This is a genomic window from Quadrisphaera granulorum (assembly GCF_003149145.1).
Classification (GTDB): Bacteria; Actinomycetota; Actinomycetes; order Actinomycetales; family Quadrisphaeraceae; genus Quadrisphaera; species Quadrisphaera granulorum.
Genome location: NZ_QGDQ01000006.1, coordinates 153,118 through 170,979, shown reverse-complemented (window position 1 = coordinate 170,979; position 17,862 = coordinate 153,118). Strand labels below are relative to the sequence as shown.

Sequence of the window (17,862 nt, the reverse complement as noted above, 5' to 3'; positions counted from 1 at the left end):
CAGAGCGTTAGCAACTCCATGATGTGGAGGGCCCCGTGCCCGCTCGCAACTCCAGCGGGTCACTCGCCAAGATCGCACCTACTGGCGGACGCTCTTAGCGCCGGATCCTGTACCGCTGCACCTCAGACCCCGTCCTCGGGTCTCGGCCCGGCCCGGCCCGGCCCGGCCCGGCCCGAGCCCAGTGCCCGCTCCCCTCGCCTCCTGCAGCGCTCCCCCGCTTCTCGCCGGTGGGGCGGCAGCTCGGCTGCTGCCCCACCGGCGAGGGTGCATGATCACCACGCTTGCTTCTGTTATCAGAAGGGTCTGGCCGGGTGGCGCTCCTGCCGCCACCTTCCGATGCAGGCGCCCGGCCCGTGGAGGCCGCTCAGACCCAGGGAGGCCGCAAGGCCCTGATCAGCGGGGCATCACTGGGGACGCTGATGCCGAGTGGGGACGCTCAGTGCCGCTTGGAGGGCCCACAGGCGGGCTCCAGCGACCCCACCGGGCATAAGCGTCCCCAGACGGCGTGCGCAGCTTCCTTGATCGTCGAGGGGCGCCTCGCGCTCCCTCAGGAGCGAGGGGCGAGGACGGCGCTGACCAGCGCCTCCAGCTGCTCGCGCCCGGCATCCGGCGCCTCGACGGCGGCCCGCTGCGCCGCCGCACGCCCCCGCTCCCCCATCGCCCACGCGAGCTGCTCCCCCAGCAGCCGCTCGCCCGCAGGTGCAGCACCGAGCAGCTGCTCAGCGCTGATCACCGCCGGCCAGCCCCAGGCTCGCGCCTGCGCACTGACCTTGCCACCGCCGGCCACCGGGTCGACCGCGACCGCCGGCACCCCCGCCGCGAGGGCCAGCACCAACCCGTGCAGGCGCATGGTCACCACCGCATCGCAGCGGCGGATGATCGCGAGCACCTCAGCGGCCGTGGCCGGGTCGCGCCACCCGCGCGGGTCCAGCCGGGTGTCCAGCGCGAGCCGCGCCACACCACGCCTCGACAGCGACCCGAGCCAGTGCCCCAGCGCCTCGGTCACCGCGTCGTGGCGGCGGCGAACGCCGTACTCGGCCTGGCCGGGGGCAAGGTAGACCCCGACCACTCCGGAGCCCGCCGGCACCGAGGACGACGGCGGCAGCATCGAGGTCGAGGACAGCGACGACGGCGGGCGTGCCGTGTCGCCGAGCAGATCCCGCGCCAGCACAGCAGCCGGACCCGCAGCGAGGTCACGCACCGCGGCGATGCCCGGCGCGTCGCGGGCGAGGACGAGGTGCCAGGCGCGCAGGCCCTCGTCGTCGTCGTCGACCACCGAGACTCCGACGGCAGTGCGGCGCAGCCGGGAGAACCGGGCAGCGACCTCGGCGACAGGTCGCCCGTGCAACGGGCCGCAGGCCCAGACGAGGTCGGTGTAGGCGTCCGGGTCGGCGCGGGAGAGCTCCACTCCCCCGGCGCCGGGCGCGGTGGCCATGACGGGACTCCACGCCAGGTCGACGTCGACGCCAGCCGCCAGGAGGGCGGCTTCGACGGCGCGCATGCTGAGGACGTCACCCGCGGTCGCCTCACCGTGGACGACGCTCGACCAACCGCCGACGAGTGCTCGTCGGTCACTCACGGGCGCCACCGGGGCGTCACTGCGGGCGGGTGCGCCGCAGCCAGGCCAGCCCGAGCAACGGCAGCAGCAGCGGCACCCAGCCGTAGTCGCGGCCGAACTCGCCCCACACGGTGCCGTCGGGGAAGTCGGCGGTGTCGAGGATGGTCAGGGTGCCGACGGTGAGTACACCGACCAGCTCGACGAGGACCGCGACGAGCGCCACCTGCCAGGCGCGGGGCGTGGCCCGTACCAGGGCCGCCGTGGCGACGACGTAGACCAGGCCCGCGAAGAGGCTGAGCAGGTAGGCCAGCGGCGCCTCGGAGAAGTGGAAGAGCACCTGGTAGCTGCCGCGGACCGTGGCGGACAGCCCCAGGACGGCGTAGACGGCCACGAGCACGCGGCCTGGGCCGTGGCGCATTGCACCCGACCCGCGGGGGGAGACGGCGCCCTCGGCGCCCTCGGTGCGGTGGCTGCTGGGCTGTTCAGGCACCGGTGCTCCAGACCTGTTCGAGGCGCACGACGAGGATGGCGCTGGTCAGCGCAGCGACGAGGAGCACACCGGTGCCCCAGCGGGACTTCTCCCCCAACGCCCAGAACGCGCCCACCACGGGCACGAGGACGGTGGTGACCAGGTAGCTGCCGAAGACCACGCCGTCGACGGAGCGGTCGGTCACCGCCAGGGCAACGAAGCCGATGACGGCCTGCAGGAGCATCGCGGCCTCCAGGACGGCGACGGCGATGAGCAGCCTGTCGTCGAGGCGGTGGCCGCGGACCGTGGCGATGCCCGCGAGGGCCGCGACCACGACCGCGAGGACGCCGCAGGCCCAGGCGAGCACCGGGGTCACGGGCAGGGCCTCCTGAGCGGACGGACTGGCAGATGGACGGTCGGGGACGTCGGGGCGCAGCCCTGCTGGATCGCTGCTGGATCGCCGCGGGGTCGCCGACGCCTGGAGCATCGTAGGCGGCGGCCCGCGAGCGCCGCCCGGGGCGTGGCAGCCTGGCGCGGTGACTGCCAAGGGTCGATTGCTGCTGCTGCGCCACGGAGCCACCGAGTGGGCGGTGCTGGGCCGCCATACGGGGAGCACGGACGTGCCGTTGACGCCGGAGGGTGAGCTGCAGGCGCGGGCGGCCGCCAGGGTGCTGGCGCGGGTGCTGGGTGAACGCACCGGTGGTGGCGCCGGGGGTAGCGGGGGCGCGGGCGGCGGGGTGGGATCGGTGGAGCCGGCGCTCGTCGTCGTCAGTCCTCGGCAGCGGGCCCGGCGGACGGCGCAGCTGGCGGGGCTGGGGGTGCCGGTGGCGTCCGGAGGCTTGGGTGGGGGCGAGCCGGTGGTCGATCAGGACCTGGCGGAGTGGGACTACGGGGCTTATGAGGGCCTGACCACCCCGCAGATCCGCGCGCTGCGGGGCGACGACTGGCGCGCGTTCCGCGACGGGATGGCTCCCGGGGGTCCGGGGCAGCCGCCCGGTGAGCAGTTGGAGCAGGTGGCGGCGCGGTGCGCGCGGGTGCTGGGGCGGGTGCGTCCGGAGCTGGAGCGCGGTGACGTCGTGCTCGTCGCGCACGGGCATGTGCTGCGAATACTGGCGACGGTGTGGCTGGGAGTCGACCCGACCTTCGGGGCGCAGCTGCTGCTGGACACGGCGGCGGTGTGCGTGCTGGGCAGCGAGCATGAGGTGCCCGGGCTGAGTCGGTGGAACCTCAGCCCGGGCCTGCTCGGCTGAGACGGGTGCCCCGGGGACGGGTGGGTCAGCCGGGTCAGCCGGGCCGAGCCGTCAGGCGCTCACAGCGTGCGCCACTGTCCGCAGTCCGCCCCCGTGGGCGGGGCGCTGGGTGTGGCGGGCGGCGAGGGGCACGATCAGCGGCCCCCCGGCGACGGGGTCTTCCAGCACCTTCGCCTGCACCGAGAACACCTGCTCGAGGAGCTCCTCGGTGAAGACCTCCGCGGGGGTCCCCGCTGCGACGACTGCTCCGCCGGCGACGGCGACGACGTGGTCGGCGTAGCGGGCGGTGAGGTTGAGGTCGTGCAGGACGACGACGGCGGTCCGCCCGGTCGCCGAGGCGCCAGTCCTAGGGGCACCGGTCGCGTCAGCACTGGTCGTGGAGGTGGGGTGCACGAGCTCGTGGACGAGGTCGAGCACTTCCAGCTGGTGGCACAGGTCCAGGTAGGTGGTCGGCTCGTCCAGGAGCAGTAGGTCGGTCTCCTGGGCTAGCGCCAGCGCGATCCACGCGCGCTGGCGCTGCCCTCCGGAGAGCTCGTCGACGACGCGGTCGGCCAGGTCGAGCACACCCACGCGCTCCAGGGCGCTGGCCACGGCGTCGTCGTCGGCCTGAGAGGCGGTGGAGTACCACCGCTGGTGCGGGTGGCGGCCGCGGGAGACCAGGTCCCTCACCGTCAGCCCCTCCGGTGCCGTGGGGCTCTGGGGCAGCAGGGCCAGTTGCTGGGCGACGGCGCGGGTGGGCATCGACTCGATGGCCCGCCCATCCAGGAGCACCTGGCCGGAGGTGGGGCGCAGCAGGCGGCCCAGGGCGCGCAGCACCGTGGACTTGCCGCAGCCGTTGGGACCGACGACCACGGTGAGCGCACCGTCGGGCACGTCGAGGTCCAGGCCGCCCTCACGGCCCACCACGACCCGTTCGCCGTAGGCCAGTCGGATCCGCTCGGCGCGCAGCCGAGTGCTGGAGGACTTCGGGGCGGGTGAACCGGCAACGATCACCCGGCAAAGGTTAGCCTCCCCTCACCCGTCTGGGAAGCCGCCTCGCGCCGTCGTCCCAGAGCAGCTTGCCCCTGATCAGTTCGGCCCGGCTCAGCTGGGCGCGATCTCCACGACGAGGTCGCCGCCCTCGACCTGCTGGACCTTCCCGATGGCCAGCCGCCGCACGGTGCCGGCCACGGGTGTGGTGATGGAGGCCTCCATCTTCATCGCCTCGATGGTCGCGACCGTCTGACCGGCCTCGACGGTGTCGCCCTCGCCGACCACGAGCGTGACCACCCCGGCGAACGGGGAGGCCACGTGGCCCGGGCGGGAGGGGTCGGCCTTCTCGGCGGAGGCGACGGCGCTCTCCAGGGACCTGTCGCGCACGGCCACGGGACGCAGCTGGCCGTTGAGGACGGTCATCACCGTGCGCACGGCGCGCTCGTCGGGCTCACCGACGGCTTCCAGCCCGGCGATGAGGGACACCCCTCGGCCCAGGCGGATAACGGACTCCTCCCCCCGGCGCAGGCCGTAGAGGTAGTCGCGGGTGTCGAGCACCGAGACGTCGCCGTAGGCCTCCCGCACCCGCGCCAACTCGGAGGACGGGCCGGGGAAGAGCAACCGGTTCAGCAGGTCGCGCCGCTGGCCACTGGTCCCCTGCTCCCGGCCGTCGCGGACCAGGTCCTCGGGCGCCGCGAGCGCGGCGTCGTCCTCGGGTGAGAGTGCCTCCTCGCGGGGCGTCGCCGATCGCTGAGCGCGGCCCGCGAGCGCCTTGGTGCGGAAGGGCTCGGGCCAACCACCGGGCGGGTCGCCGAGTTCTCCGGACAGGAAGCCGATGACGGAGTCGGGGACGTCGAAGCGCTGGGGGTCTTCGGCGAACTCCTGGGGGTCGGCGCCGACGGCGACCAGGTGCAGGGCGAGGTCTCCGACGACCTTGGAGGAGGGGGTGACCTTGACCAGGTGGCCCAGGATCCGGTCGGCGGCGTGGTACATCGCCTCGACCTGCTCGAACTTCTCTCCGACGCCGAGGGCGATGGCCTGCTGGCGGAGGTTGGAGAGCTGGCCGCCGGGGATCTCGTGGTCGTAGACGCGTCCGGTGGGGGCGCCGATGCCGGACTCGAAGGGGGCGTAGAGGCGGCGAACGGCTTCCCAGTAGGGCTCGAGGTCCATGACGGCGCGCAGGTCGAGGCCGGTGTCGCGCTCGGTGTGGCGCAGTGCGGCGACCAGGGCGGAGGCGGGGGGCTGGCTGGTGGTGCCGGCCATGGGGGCGGCGGCGACGTCGACGGCGTCGACCCCGGCGTCGACGGCTGCGAGCAGGGTGGCGAGCTGGCCGCCGGCGGTGTCGTGGGTGTGCAGGTGGACTGGGAGGTCGAAGCGCTGTCGGAGCGCGGAGATGAGCTTCTTCGCGGCGGGTGGGCGCAGCAGGCCTGCCATGTCCTTGACGGCGAGCACGTGGGCGCCGGCCTCGACGATCTGCTCGGCCAGGCGCAGGTAGTAGTCGAGAGTGTACAGGTGTTCGGATGGGTCGGACAGGTCGGAGGTGTAGCAGAGCGCCCCCTCGGCCACCGCTGTGCCGGTCTCCAGGACCGCGTCGATGGCCGGGCGGATCTGGGTGATGTCGTTGAGGGCGTCGAAGATCCTGAAGACGTCGACGCCGGTGGCGGTCGCCTCGGCGACGAACGCCCTGGTGACGGCCTCGGGGTAGGGGGTGTACCCAACGGTGTTGCGCCCGCGCAGCAGCATCTGCAGGGCGAGGTTGGGCATGGCTTCACGCAGGGCGGCCAGGCGGTCCCACGGGTCCTCACCGAGGAAGCGCAGGGCGACGTCGTAGGTGGCTCCGCCCCAGCACTCCACGGACAGCAGCCCGGGGAGCATCCGGGCCAGGTGGGGGGCCACCGCCACGAGGTCGCGGGTGCGCACCCGGGTGGCCAGCAGGCTCTGGTGGGCGTCGCGGAAGGTGGTGTCGGTGACGGCGACCGGCACCTGGGCGCGCAGCGCTGCGGCCCACGCGGCCGGGCCGAGCTCCAGCAGGCGCTGGCGGGAGCCGTCCGGGGCGGGCGCCTCGACATCCACCTCCCGGGGCAGCTTCTCGGTCGGGGCGAGCGACGTCGGCGCCTCCCCGTGGGGACGGTGCACGGTGACGTCAGCCAGGTACGTCATGAGCTTGGTGCCGCGGTCGGCGGGGGTGCGAGCCCGCAGCAGCTCGGGGCGCTCCTCGATGAAGGAGGTGGCCACGTCACCGGCGATGAAGGCCGGGTCGTCCAGGACCGCCTGCAGGAACGGGATGTTGGTACTCACCCCGCGGACGCGGAACTCCGCGAGCGCCCGGCGCTGGCGGCGCACGGCGGTGGGGAAGTCGCGGCCGCGGCAGGTGACCTTGACGAGCATGGAGTCGAAGTGGGCGCTGATCTCCACGCCGGTGTCGATGGTGCCGCCGTCCAGGCGGACGCCGGCGCCGGCCGCCGAGCGGTAGGCGGTGATGGTGCCGGTGTCCGGGCGGAAGCCGTTGGCGGGGTCCTCGGTGGTGACGCGGCACTGCAGGGCGGCGCCGCGCAGCACGATCCGGTCCTGGGACAGGCCGAGGTCGGCGAAGGTCTCCCCGGAGGCGATGCGCATCTGGGACTGCACGAGGTCGACGTCGGTGACCTCCTCGGTGACCGTGTGCTCGACCTGGATGCGGGGGTTCATCTCGATGAAGACGTGCTGGCCGGCGCGCTCGCCGGCGGTCTCCACGAGGAACTCCACGGTGCCGGCGTTGACGTAGCCGATGGAGCGGGCAAAGGCGAGGGCGTCACGGGTGAGGGCCTCGCGCAGGGTCGGGTCGAGGTGGGGCGCGGGGGCGATCTCGATGACCTTCTGGTGGCGCCGCTGCAGGGAGCAGTCGCGTTCGAACAGATGGACGAAGCCGTCGTCGACGGAGCCCACGCTGCCCGGCGCATGGGTGCCGGCAGTTCCGTCACTGAGCACCTGAACCTCGTTGTGCCGCGGCCGCAGCACCGCCTGCTCCAGGAAGACCGTCGGGTCGCCGAAGGCGCCCTCGGCCTCGCGCATCGCCGTCGCCAGTGCCTCCGCGAGCGCGGCCGGGTCGTCCACGCGGCGCATGCCGCGTCCCCCACCTCCGGCGACGGCCTTGACGAAGATCGGGAACCCGATGCCCGCGGCGGCAGCGACCAGCTCGTCGACGTCGGCGGACGGCGCGGAGGAGCGCAGCACCGGGATGCCCGCGTCGCGGGCCTGGGCCAGGGCGCGGACCTTGTTGCCCGCCAGCTCCAGCACCCCCGGGGGCGGACCGACGAAGGCGATGCCCGCGTCGGCGCACGCCTGCGCCAGCCGAGGGTTCTCCGAGAGGAAGCCGTAACCGGGGTAGACCGCGTCAGCACCGGACTCGCGTGCCACCCTGATGATCTCCTCGACATCGAGGTAGGCGCGCACGGGGTGGCCACGCTCGCCGATCTGGTAGGCCTCGTCGGCCTTGATGCGGTGGACGGCGCCGCGATCCTCGTAGGGGTAGACCGCGACGGTGCGGGCTCCCAGCTCGACGGCGGCGCGGAACGCACGGACCGCGATCTCCCCGCGGTTGGCGACCAGGACCTTGCGGAACACGCGACCTCCAGGGGAACTGCCCTGGCAGCGCAGCGGCGCTGCCCGTCGTCCGCCGCTGAACGCGACGACCGTCGTCGCGGACGCTAGCGAAGGCTCCCGACCGTCGGCACCCCGAGGTCGCCCGCAACCGTGCCTAGGGTCGGGGCATGGCACGCACCATCGCGACCACCACCCGCGTCGACCTGCCCGGCCTGGTGGAGTTCGCCCGGACCCGGCACGACGCCGTCCTGACCACCTTCCGGCGCGACGGGTCGTTGCAGTCCTCCCCCATCACGTGCGGGGTCACTACCCGCGGGCAGGACGGCGACGGCGGGCAGGCCCGTTTCGTGGTCTCGACCTACCCGGACCGCGCCAAGGCCGTGAACCTGCGCCGCGACCCGCGCGCCTCGCTCGTGGTGCTCTCGGCGGGGTTCGGCAACGAGTGGGTCCAGGTCGACGGCACCGCCCAGGTCATCGACGGGGAGGACGCCGTGGAGCCGCTGGTGGAGTACTTCCGGTGCATCTCCGGGGAGCACCCGGACTGGGCCGAGTACCGCCAGGCCATGCGCGACCAGGGCAAGTCGCTCATCAGCATCACCCCGACCCGCTGGGGGCCGATCGCCACCGGCGGGTTCCCCGCCCGCCTGGCCTGAGGCGTCGGCTCAGGCTCAGGCTGGCGCGGCGACCGGGGAGCGCCGCGGACCGGCCTCCAGCAGCGTGGCACCCGAGGCGGGCCGGGCGTACCCGAACCCCTGGACCAGGGGGCAGCGCAGCTCGGCGAGCAACGCGGCGTGCTCGGGCGTCTCGGCGCCCTCGGCGATCGCCGTCAGCCCCAGGGAGGCGGCCAGCTGCACCGCCGTGGCCAGCAGTGTGCGGCGGCGGGAGCTGTGCGGGGCGGTCGCCAGCAGTGTCGCGTCGAGCTTGAGGAAGTCCGCCGGCACCTCGTCCAGCCGGGTCAGGCAGGAGTAGCCGGCGCCAAAGTCGTCCACGGCCACCCGCACGCCGCGGGCCCGCAGCGCGTGCAGCGCCTCCACCGCGGCGGGGCTGCCGCCGTCCAGGACGGACTCGGTGACCTCCAGCACGAGCGCGGTGGTGGGGAACCGCTCCTCGTCCAGGGCGGTGAGCAATCCCTCGACGTAGCCGGGGGCGACCAGCTCGCGGCCGGAGGCGTTGACGGTGAGGAAGACCTGCGAACCCCACCGGGCGCGCAGCGGAGCGACCTCCCGGCAGGCTGCGCGCACCACGAAGGCGCCCAGGGCCCCGATGAGGTCGGCGTCCTCGGCGGCGCCGACGAAGTCCAGCGGGCTGACGCGCCCGCGCTGCGGGCAGGTCCACCGGGCCAAGGCCTCCACCCCGGCCACGCGGCCCGTGGGCACGTCGACGACGGGCTGCAGCTCGACGTGCAGCCCGTGGGCCGCCGGGTCAGACAGGGCGACGGCGAGGTCGCGGGCCAGCGGGCCCGATCCCGCCTCGGCCGCGTGGCAGCGGCCACGGTCGTGGAGCTTGGCGTGGCTGAGGGCCGCGGCGGCGCGGCGCACGAGGTCGGCAGGTCCCTCCCCGACGTCGTGGACCGCCAGGCCCGCACTGGCCGGATGGTTCAGCGCCGCGAGCGCTGCGTCGACGACGGCGACGGCGTCGGTCTCCTCCAGGTCTGGCAGCAGCACGAGGAAGGAGTCACCGCCGGTGCGCGCGAGCTTCGCCGTCTCGGGCAGGTGGGTGCGCAGGCCGCTCACGCTCCCGCGCAGCACCCGGTCACCGGCGGCCCAGCCCTGCTGGGTGTTCACCGCTCCCAGCCCGTCGACGTCGATCACCGCGAGCGCCACCGGGCGGCCGGTGCGCTCGGCGAGCAGGACCGCGTCGGTGATGGCGGGGTCGATGCCGCGGCGGTTGGGTAGTCCGGTGAGGCCGTCGGCGATGGCGTTGCGCGTCACCCAGGTGAGCGCGAACAGGGGCAGTGCCACGGCGAGGATGGTCAGGACGGCGCTGACGGTGAGCACCGGCGGCATCCCCTGCAAGAGCTGGCCGATGACCCGGGCGGCGATGACCAGCAGGAGGTGCGGTGCCGCGGCGGCCGGGCGCACGAGCAGCCCGATCGGGACCACGAGCATGACGAAGCCGCTGGAGAGCACGTAGGCCGTCAGGGAGGTGGGGGCCAGGAGCACCGCCAGGAAGACGAGCGCCGTGGATGCCACGAGGGCGACGTCGAGCAACCGCTCGGACATCCGCAGGTTCCAGGCCACCACCGCCGCGACCACGGCCGTGACGCTGATCGCCGCGAACATCACTTGGCTCTGGCCGGGGACGTCGGGGGCCGCGGCGCACAGCAGGAGGATCACCGCCCACGCAGCGAGCAGGACCCCGAGGGTCCGCCCCGCGACGATCGCCGGGTGGCTCACCAGGTGCTCGACCACCGCCCTGGCGATGGTCAGCGCCCACCGTCGCACCGGGAGCGCCGGACGGGAGAGCGGCACGCGACGCTGCGCAAGCCGCGTCCCATGGCTCGAGCCGAGGCTACGGCGCGACCCGGGGCCCATTTCATGGCTCGGTGCGGACGGCGACGTCATGCACAGGATCTCGGCAGATCGACTCCCCGAGCGGAGGGGCGGCGGCCCGTGCAGCGCCCCACACCCCTCCAACGGCCGAACCACCCCGGTCATCGCGCCGGTGATCTCGGGTCAGCTCACGGCTCTGGTCAGCGCACGTCGTCGGGACCGGGAGCCTCGGGATCGGGCACCTCGGGAGCTGGGCGGGCCGCGGGTCCCGTGGCGCGCACACGCTCGACCTCCGCCAGCGCCTGGCGGAGCTGACCCAGCCACTCCTCGGTGTGCTGGCCGACCAGCGCCACGCACCAGGCGAGGGCCTCCGAGCGCGACCTGGCGACCCCGGCATCGACGAGGGTGTCGAGCACCAACCGTTCGGGCTGGCGCAACCGCGTCATGGTCGGTACCGAGGCAGTGCTGAAGACCTCCCGGGTCGAGCCCAGGCGAGCCCCCCAGGCCACGGCGCGGCCCCATCGCTCCTCGATCTCACGGGCGATGGCGATGCGCTCCTCGCGGGTGGCCTCGCGGAAGCGGGTGATACGACCGCGCTCGGCAGCGGATCGCTCGGTGTCACCTCTCTCGGCGTCAGCGGCTGCTCCGGTGTCCTGAGGCACCGGCAGGTCGAGCGCTGGCAGCTCCCCGACGACGAGGACCTCGTCGCGGTCGACCGTCAGCTCGACGGGGCCGGTGAACCAGTCCGAGGGTAGGCGGCCGGCGAGCCAGCCGGACAGGCCCTCGGTCGAGGGCGGAGCGCTGTCACGTCCGCGGGGCCCGCCACGGCCCCTGCCGCCGGGGCCGCCTCGCCCGAACGGGCCTCCGCGACCGAAGGAGCCTTCGGGACCGTCGGCGCCGAACGGGCCGTCAGCACCCGGGCGGCCCTGGCCGCGAGCGGCGCGCCGCCGCTCCATCCAGATCGCGGCGACCTCGGGCGGAATGTGTCGATGGGGGTTTCTCACTGTCGTCCTCCTGGACGTTGGGGGTCGGCGTCTCTCGCCAACCCGATGCACAGGAGATTACTTGATTACACAGTTACACCGCAACCTTCCTTGTTGCGAGCGGCGCACTCAGGCGTCGGGCCAGGTGTGCACGGGCTGGCCGCCGTCCTGACAGTCCGCGTAGCGGGCCACCATCTCCGCGAGCGCGCTCCGGCGGTCAGCGCCTTGTTCCTCCAGCCTCACGACGGTCTGCGCCTGCCAGCGGGCGCCGGTGCGCCCGGTCGCGGCGCGGCGCTCGGCCACCTGCAGGTACCTGTCGACCTCGGCGGCAGAGACCCCGGCCTGCGCGAGCCCCTCGGCGGCCAGCGGCAGCACCACCTCCAGCAGCAGCTCGCGAGCGCCGACCAGGCCCCGGCCCGGCCACGGGAGCCGCGCCGCCAGGCCCCGACGGGCGCCGTCGTGAAGACCCGCCACCGCCAGGTGGTGCGGCATCAGCGCGGACGGGTCCGGCCCACCGCTGCGCAGGGCGTGCACGGCCCCTAGCCACACCGCGGCGTCCGCCACGGCGTCCAGCACGGTCGGGGCGGCGGGGAGCACGCGGTTCTCGATCCGCAGGTGGGCTCGGTCGGCGGTGACGTCGTAGACGGGCCGGTTCCAGCGCCACACGGTGCCGCCCTGCAGGCACAGCTCCGGCAGCTTCGGGATGCGCCCGGCGGCCAGCTGCGCCATAGGGTCCTCAGGCCACGTCTGCGGCAGCAGCGGCGGGAAGATCCGCACGTTCTCGGCGAACAGGTCCCACGCCGCGAGCGCGCCGCGGGCTGGGTCGAGCCACCCGCTGCCGGGGAACACCCGAGGGGGCATCCCGGCGGCGGCCAGCTCGGGGGGCCGGGTGTCGACGGCCTGGGTGAACACCGGCACCCGGGACTCCTCCCAGCACCGGGCCCCGAAGGCGAACGGGCTGTTGGCACCGAGCGCCAGCTGGGGGCCGAGCAGGAGCTGCGCGGCGTTCCAGCTCGCGGCGAACTGCTCCGGCGCCACCTTGAGGTGCACCTGCGTGCTCGTGCAGGCGCCCTCGGCGGCCAGGGTCGCCAGTGACAGCGACAGCCGCTGCCCGCCGGGGGTGCCCGGCGCGGCCTCGAGGTCGAGCTCGAGGTCCTCCCCGCGAGCGTCGAGGACGGCGTCCTGCAGCGCCCGGTAGCGCGCCGACGGCGTCATCCAGTCGCCGTCGGCATGCTCGGGCAGCAGCGTCGGCAGCAGACCCGTCATCACCAGGCGGCCACCGGACTCGCGCGCCCGCACCGCCGCGGCGTCCAGCCGGTCGCGCAGGCCGCGTTCCAGCGCCGCCAGGCCCCGCCCCTCCAGCGCCCCCGGCGGGAGGTTGACCTCCAGCGTGTGGGCGCTGATCTCCGGACCCCACAGCTGCGCGTCCGACCGCGAGGACGTCGCCGCGATGCGGCGCAGCACGGCCTCGTTGGCGCGCAGCGGGGCGCTGGTAGCGGGGTCGAGGAGCACCAGCTCCAGCTCGACCCCCACCCGCGGCGGGTCGGCCTCGAAACGCGCCCGCCCCGCCGCGTGCTCGGTGAGCATGCCCTGAAACGCCGCCAGGCACTGCACCAGCCGCTCCCGGTGCGCGCGGCGCCGTTCGCGCCCCAGCGCCGCGGCGTCGACCTCCTGACCCACGGTCCACCTCCTCCGCCAGCCACTCTGGAGTCGGTGAGCCGACCGGGTGACCTGCTGGCCGACGGCGTTGCCCTGCGTCGCGAGCGCCGTCGCTGCGTGACCCGCCGACCGGGCTGTCGGTGGCGCCGCCTAGCGTCCCAGGCGTGCGGATCCTCCACACCTCGGACTGGCACCTGGGTCGCTCCTTCCATCGCGTCGGCATGCTCGACCACCAGGCCGCGGTGCTCGACGCCCTCGTCGAGGTGGTCCGCGCCGAGCGGGTCGACGCCGTCGTCGTCGCCGGAGACGTCTACGACCGCGCGCTGCCCTCGGTCGACGCGGTGGAGGTCCTCGACGAGGCGCTGCACCGCCTACTCGGCGCCGGGGCGCAGGTACTGCTCACGAGCGGCAACCACGACTCTGCCGCCCGCCTCGGCTTCGGCGGGCGCTCCCTGGAGCGCGCCGGGCTGCACCTGCGCACCCGCGTGGCCGACGCCGCCCGCCCGGTGGAGCTGACGGACGCGCACGGCCCGGTGGCCCTGTACGGCGTGCCCTACCTCGAACCCGGGCTGGTGGCCGGCCCGTTGGGGGTGGCCCGCAGCCATACCGCCGTGCTCGGGGAGGTCGCCGGTCGCGTCCGCGCCGACCTGGCCGATCGTCGCCGCGGCGACGGCGCCCGCGGCCGCACCCGCGCGCTGCTCGCCGCCCACGCGTTCGTCGTGGGGGGCGAGGCCAGCGGGGACGAGCGGGACATCACCGTCGGTGGGGTCGGCTCGGTGCCGGTCGGCACCCTCCTCGGCGGCGCTGTCACAGGCGGGAGCGCAGATCCCGGGCGGCCCGACTACCTGGCCTTAGGCCACCTCCACGGCCGCCAGGTGCTCGCCGAGCAGGTGCGCTACTCCGGCTCGCCGCTGGCGTACGCCTTCTCCGAGGCGGGACGCGCCAAGGGCCACTGGCTGGTCGAGCTCGGGCCGTCCGGGGTGGATCGGGTCGACGCCGTCGACGTCGCCCCGCCACGGCAGCTGGCCCTCCTGCGCGGGCGCCTCACCGACCTGCTCACGGCCCCAGAGCACCGTGCCGCGGAAGACGCCTGGTGCCAGGTCGTCCTCACCGACCCCGAGCGTCCCCGCGAGCCCATGGCTGCCCTGCGCACGCGTTTTACCCATGTGCTCGTCCTGTCGTGGGAACCGGAGGTGGCGCCCGGAGCGCGGCTGCAGCGGGGGTACGCCGAGCGCGTCGCCGGCCTCGACGAGGAGGAGATGTGCTGTTCCTTCGTCGACCACGTCCGCGGCCGTCCCGTCGGGCCCGCCGAGCGGGCCCTGCTGCGCGCGGCACTCGAGGCGACACGACCCGAGGTCACCGAAGCCGACCACCGGCCCGCACCGACCGGCGCCGACCTGACGTCACACGGGCCGAGGGGAGGCGAGCTGGCCGTCGTCGACGAGGTCGACCTGCGCGAGCAGCGCCCGGTGCCCGCGGACGAGGCGGCCAGCGCGTGAGGCTGCACCGCCTGTCCGTGCAGGCCTTCGGCCCTTTCGCCGGCCGCGAACACGTCGACTTCGACGAGCTGTCCGCCGACGGCCTCTTCCTACTCCACGGACGCACCGGCGCCGGCAAGACGAGCGTGCTCGACGCCGTCTGCTTCGCCCTGTACGGCGCCGTGCCCGGCTCCCGAGCCACCGGCGCTCTGGACCTGCGCTCCCACCACGCCGCCCCCGACCTCGCCCCGGTGGTGGAGCTGGAGCTCACCGCCTCCGGCCGGCGGCTGCGCGTGGAGCGGTCTCCTTCCTGGACGCGGCCCAAACGCCGCGGGGAGGGCACCACCACCGAGCAGGCGCGCACCCTGCTCGCCGAGTGGGCACCGGGCGCTCCCGACGCCGGCGAGGACGGCTGGCGCCCGGTGTCCTCTCGCAACGACGAGGCCTCCCAGGTCCTCACCGACGTGCTGGGCATGGGGCTGCCGCAGTTCGCCACCGTGGTCCTGCTGCCGCAGGGCGAGTTCGCGACGTTCCTGCGCTCCGGCGTCAGCGACCGCAAAGCGCTGCTGCAGCGGTTGTTCTCCACCGACAGGTACGAGCGCGCGGAGCGGTGGCTGGCCACCGAGCGCGCTCGCACCACGGCGGCGCACGAGGCCGCGGCGGCACGGTTGGCGGCGCTTGCCGATCGCGCGGAGCAGGCTGGCGCCGAGTGGGCGAGCGCGGTCTCCGGTGACGACGGCGACGGCGATGGGCACGGCGGCGACGGCGATGGGCGGGGCCGCCCCGAGCCGACGCCCCAGCAGGTGCTGGAGCGGGTGCGCGACCTCGCTGCCGCCACCCACCGCGCGGCGCTGGACACCGAGGCGCGCCGGCTGTCCGCCTCCTTGACCGCTCGCGATGCCGCCGCCCGCGAGCACCACCTGCAGGCGGTGCTCGAACGAGCCCGTCGCACCGCGCAGGTGCGCGAGCAGCAGCACCTGCTGGAGCGGGCCGCTCCGGTGGTCGAGCGCCAGCGGTCCGAGCTGGCCGCGGCGCTCGCCGCCCAGGCCCTCGAGGGACACCTGAGCGCCCTGGTGGCGGCGCAGCGGGCGGTCGACCAGGCGGAGCACCGCGCGGCGACCGCGGCCGCTCGGCTCTCCGCCGCGGCCGGTACCCCGGCCCCCGCGGGCACTGCCGACACTGCCGACGCGGGCAGGGAGGCCGCGGGCAGTCAGAGCCCTGAGCGTGCCGACACGAGCACGCACGCCGATGTCATCGCGGACGCTGGTCGCCTGCGCGAGCGAGCGGCCGAGCATCGCCTCGAGCAGGGACGCCTGGCCGAGCTCGTCGAGCTGGAAGCCGTGGCCGCCGAGCGCGAACGCCAGGCACGGCAGGTGGCTGCTGAGCACGCCCGGTGGGCGCAGGTCCAGCACGACCTGAGCGCCGCGCTGGAGCGGACGGGACGTATCCACGCCGAGCTCAGCGCCCGCGCGCAGCACGCAGCGGTGGAAGCGGCGGGCGCCGAAGACACCGCCCGGGAGCTGGAACGCGCCCGCGAGGCGCTGGCGCACGCCCGCACCGCAGACCAGCTGACCCTCCGCTGCGACGACGCACGCCGCGCCGCGGCGACGACGGCGGCCGCAGCGATGGACGCCCGCACCCGCTGGCTCGACGCGCGGCAGGCCCGCTGGGAGGGCGTCGCGGTGGAGCTCGCGGCCCGGCTGCACCCCGGAAGCCCGTGCCCGGTCTGCGGGGCGTGCGAGCACCCGGCGCCGGCGCGCCACGATGACGACGCCGCCCACCTCGACGGCAGCGACAACGGCAACGGCAGCGACAACGACGGCGACGACGGCGTCGACAGCAGCACCAGCGACGTCGACACGAGCACCCCGCACGACGGGAGCGCTGCGGCGAGCGCCGCCGCGAAGGAGGAGGCCGCGCAGGCGGCCTCCGAGCGCGCCGACGCCGCGGCGCGTGCAGCGGAGCAGCAGCTCGCGGCCCTCGAACGCGACGCCGCTGCGGCCCGGGGTCTGGCCGGCGGCACGAGCGCCGACGACGCGGCCCACCAGCTGGAGCGGGCACGCGCCGACGCCGAACGCGTCCGCGCCGCCCAGGCGACCCTTGCGGCCGCGCGCACCGAGCTGGCCGCCCTTGACGCCCGCCGGGCCGCTGACGCTGTAGCGCTGGAGGAGGCCGCTGGCGCGCTGGCCCGCCTGGCCGAGCGCGCCGAGCAGCTGGCCAGCAGTCTCGACCGCGACCGTGCCCGCCTCGACGCCGCCGCAGGCCCCGAGGGCCTCGCCGCCCGGACCGCACGGCTGACTGCCCTGGCCGACGCCGCGGAGGCGCTCGCCGCGGCGCGGGATGCCGAGGTCGCAGCGCGGTGGCGAGCACAGGAAGCGGAAGACGCCGCGCGCCGCGCCGCGTCGGAGGCAGGCTTCGCCGACCTCACCCAGGCCCGTGCGGCTCTGCGCGACGCCGTGCAGCGCCAGGAGCTGCAGGGGGCGGTCGCCGCCCACGAGCGGGCTGCCGCCGCGTTCGCCGCGCAGTTGGCCGAGCTGAGCCGGGCAGGAGACGCCAGCACCGCCACGAGCGCTGACACCAGCACTCACAACCGAGTCGACCCAGTGAACCTGGTGGACCAGCCCGAGCTCGCGCTGCGGGCGTTGGAGGAGGCCACCGTTCACCGCGCGGCAGCCGAGACGGCAGCGGAAGACGCCGTCCGCGCTGCCGAGCGCGCTGCCAGCGCCGCGCAGCAGCTGGAGCGGTTGGAGGTCGAGGTGGTCCGGGCGCAGGAGGCTCTGGAGCCGCTGGCGAAGGCAGCCGAGGTCGCCGCCGACCTGGCGAAGTGCGCCGAGGGCGCCGGCGGGGGCAACGCGCGACGGATGAAGCTGTCGACCTACGTGCTGGCAGCGCGGCTGGAGCAGGTCGCGGCGGTGGCGAGCGACAGGCTGGAGGTCATGAGCGACGGCCGCTACCGCCTCGTCCACACCGACGCCCTGGAGCGTCGCGGCGCTGGTTCCGGTCTCGGCCTGCGGGTGCTGGATGCGTGGACAGGACTCGACCGTGACGTCTCGACCCTGTCCGGAGGTGAGACGTTCATGGCGTCGCTCGCGTTGGCTCTCGGCCTCGCCGACGTCGTGCGGGCCGAGGGCGGTGGTGCCCCGGTGGAGACGCTGTTCGTCGACGAAGGGTTCGGCACCCTCGACCCGGAGTCGCTGGAAGAGGTCATGGGAGTGCTGGAGCAGCTGCGCGCGGGCGGGCGGGCCGTCGGCCTGGTCAGCCACGTCCCCGAGCTGCGCGTTCGTGTGCCGGCGCGCCTGGAGGTGCAGCGCACCTCCGCCGGATCGCGGCTGAGCACCGTCCTGGCCTGACGGACCCCGAGGTCGACGTGCAGCACGCCTCACACGGGGCGCTGCACACCCTGGCGGCAGCGAAGCGCC

The 17,862-nt window shown here is 74.9% G+C and carries 12 protein-coding genes; 4 read left to right on the top strand and 8 right to left on the bottom strand.

The window, feature by feature from the left end; genetic code table 11:
- Nucleotides 1–547 precede the first annotated feature (547 nt).
- From BXY45_RS07115 to BXY45_RS07105, 3 genes are read right to left on the bottom strand one after another with little or no spacing between them, the layout of a single operon-like run.
- Nucleotides 548–1,579: a polysaccharide pyruvyl transferase family protein gene (locus BXY45_RS07115; RefSeq protein WP_211319310.1), complete on the bottom strand. Its 1,032-nt coding sequence runs from the start codon at nt 1,577–1,579 to the stop codon at nt 548–550.
- Nucleotides 1,580–1,595: 16 nt separating this feature from the next.
- Nucleotides 1,596–2,048 (bottom strand): hypothetical protein, encoded by a 453-nt coding sequence (locus BXY45_RS07110; protein WP_245961683.1) that lies wholly within the window; start codon nt 2,046–2,048, stop codon nt 1,596–1,598.
- Nucleotides 2,041–2,403, bottom strand: a complete 363-nt coding sequence (locus BXY45_RS07105; protein ID WP_109773615.1) for a hypothetical protein — start codon at nt 2,401–2,403, stop codon at nt 2,041–2,043. The genes BXY45_RS07110 and BXY45_RS07105 overlap by 8 nt, the downstream gene beginning before the upstream one ends.
- A 160-nt stretch (nt 2,404–2,563) precedes the next feature.
- Here BXY45_RS07105 and BXY45_RS07100 point away from each other — a divergent pair, with 160 nt between their 5' ends.
- The gene (locus tag BXY45_RS07100; protein ID WP_211319309.1) at nt 2,564–3,277 is read left to right on the top strand and encodes a histidine phosphatase family protein; all 714 of its coding nucleotides are present in this window, start codon (nt 2,564–2,566) and stop codon (nt 3,275–3,277) included.
- A gap of 51 nt (nt 3,278–3,328) precedes the next feature.
- Here BXY45_RS07100 and BXY45_RS07095 read toward each other — a convergent pair whose 3' ends face one another.
- Complete coding sequence (locus BXY45_RS07095; protein WP_109773614.1) at nt 3,329–4,270, bottom strand: ABC transporter ATP-binding protein; 942 nt, start codon at nt 4,268–4,270, stop codon at nt 3,329–3,331.
- A gap of 90 nt (nt 4,271–4,360) precedes the next feature.
- On the bottom strand, nt 4,361–7,852 hold the full coding sequence (locus BXY45_RS07090; RefSeq protein ID WP_109773613.1) for a pyruvate carboxylase: 3,492 nt from the start codon (nt 7,850–7,852) through the stop codon (nt 4,361–4,363).
- Between the two features lie 146 nt (nt 7,853–7,998).
- Between BXY45_RS07090 and BXY45_RS07085 the strand changes: the two genes are divergently transcribed.
- Nucleotides 7,999–8,484: a PPOX class F420-dependent oxidoreductase gene (locus tag BXY45_RS07085; protein ID WP_109773612.1), complete on the top strand. Its 486-nt coding sequence runs from the start codon at nt 7,999–8,001 to the stop codon at nt 8,482–8,484.
- A 15-nt stretch (nt 8,485–8,499) separates the two neighbouring features.
- Here BXY45_RS07085 and BXY45_RS07080 read toward each other — a convergent pair whose 3' ends face one another.
- From BXY45_RS07080 to BXY45_RS07070, 3 genes are all read right to left on the bottom strand, one after another.
- Nucleotides 8,500–10,302, bottom strand: a complete 1,803-nt coding sequence (locus BXY45_RS07080; RefSeq protein ID WP_170131356.1) for a putative bifunctional diguanylate cyclase/phosphodiesterase — start codon at nt 10,300–10,302, stop codon at nt 8,500–8,502.
- Nucleotides 10,303–10,523: 221 nt separating this feature from the next.
- Nucleotides 10,524–11,279, bottom strand: a complete 756-nt coding sequence (locus tag BXY45_RS24490; RefSeq protein WP_425468309.1) for a hypothetical protein — start codon at nt 11,277–11,279, stop codon at nt 10,524–10,526.
- A gap of 156 nt (nt 11,280–11,435) precedes the next feature.
- A complete protein-coding gene (locus BXY45_RS07070) occupies nt 11,436–12,986 on the bottom strand; it encodes a glutamate-cysteine ligase family protein (protein WP_109773610.1) in 1,551 nt (516 codons plus the stop codon).
- A 143-nt stretch (nt 12,987–13,129) separates the two neighbouring features.
- Between BXY45_RS07070 and BXY45_RS07065 the strand changes: the two genes are divergently transcribed.
- Both BXY45_RS07065 and BXY45_RS07060 read left to right on the top strand, forming a co-directional pair.
- Nucleotides 13,130–14,464, top strand: coding sequence for an exonuclease SbcCD subunit D (locus BXY45_RS07065; RefSeq protein ID WP_109773609.1), 1,335 nt, complete (start codon nt 13,130–13,132; stop codon nt 14,462–14,464).
- Nucleotides 14,461–17,793: an AAA family ATPase gene (locus BXY45_RS07060; RefSeq protein ID WP_170131355.1), complete on the top strand. Its 3,333-nt coding sequence runs from the start codon at nt 14,461–14,463 to the stop codon at nt 17,791–17,793. The genes BXY45_RS07065 and BXY45_RS07060 overlap by 4 nt, the downstream gene beginning before the upstream one ends.
- The last annotated feature ends 69 nt before the right edge of the window (nt 17,794–17,862 follow it).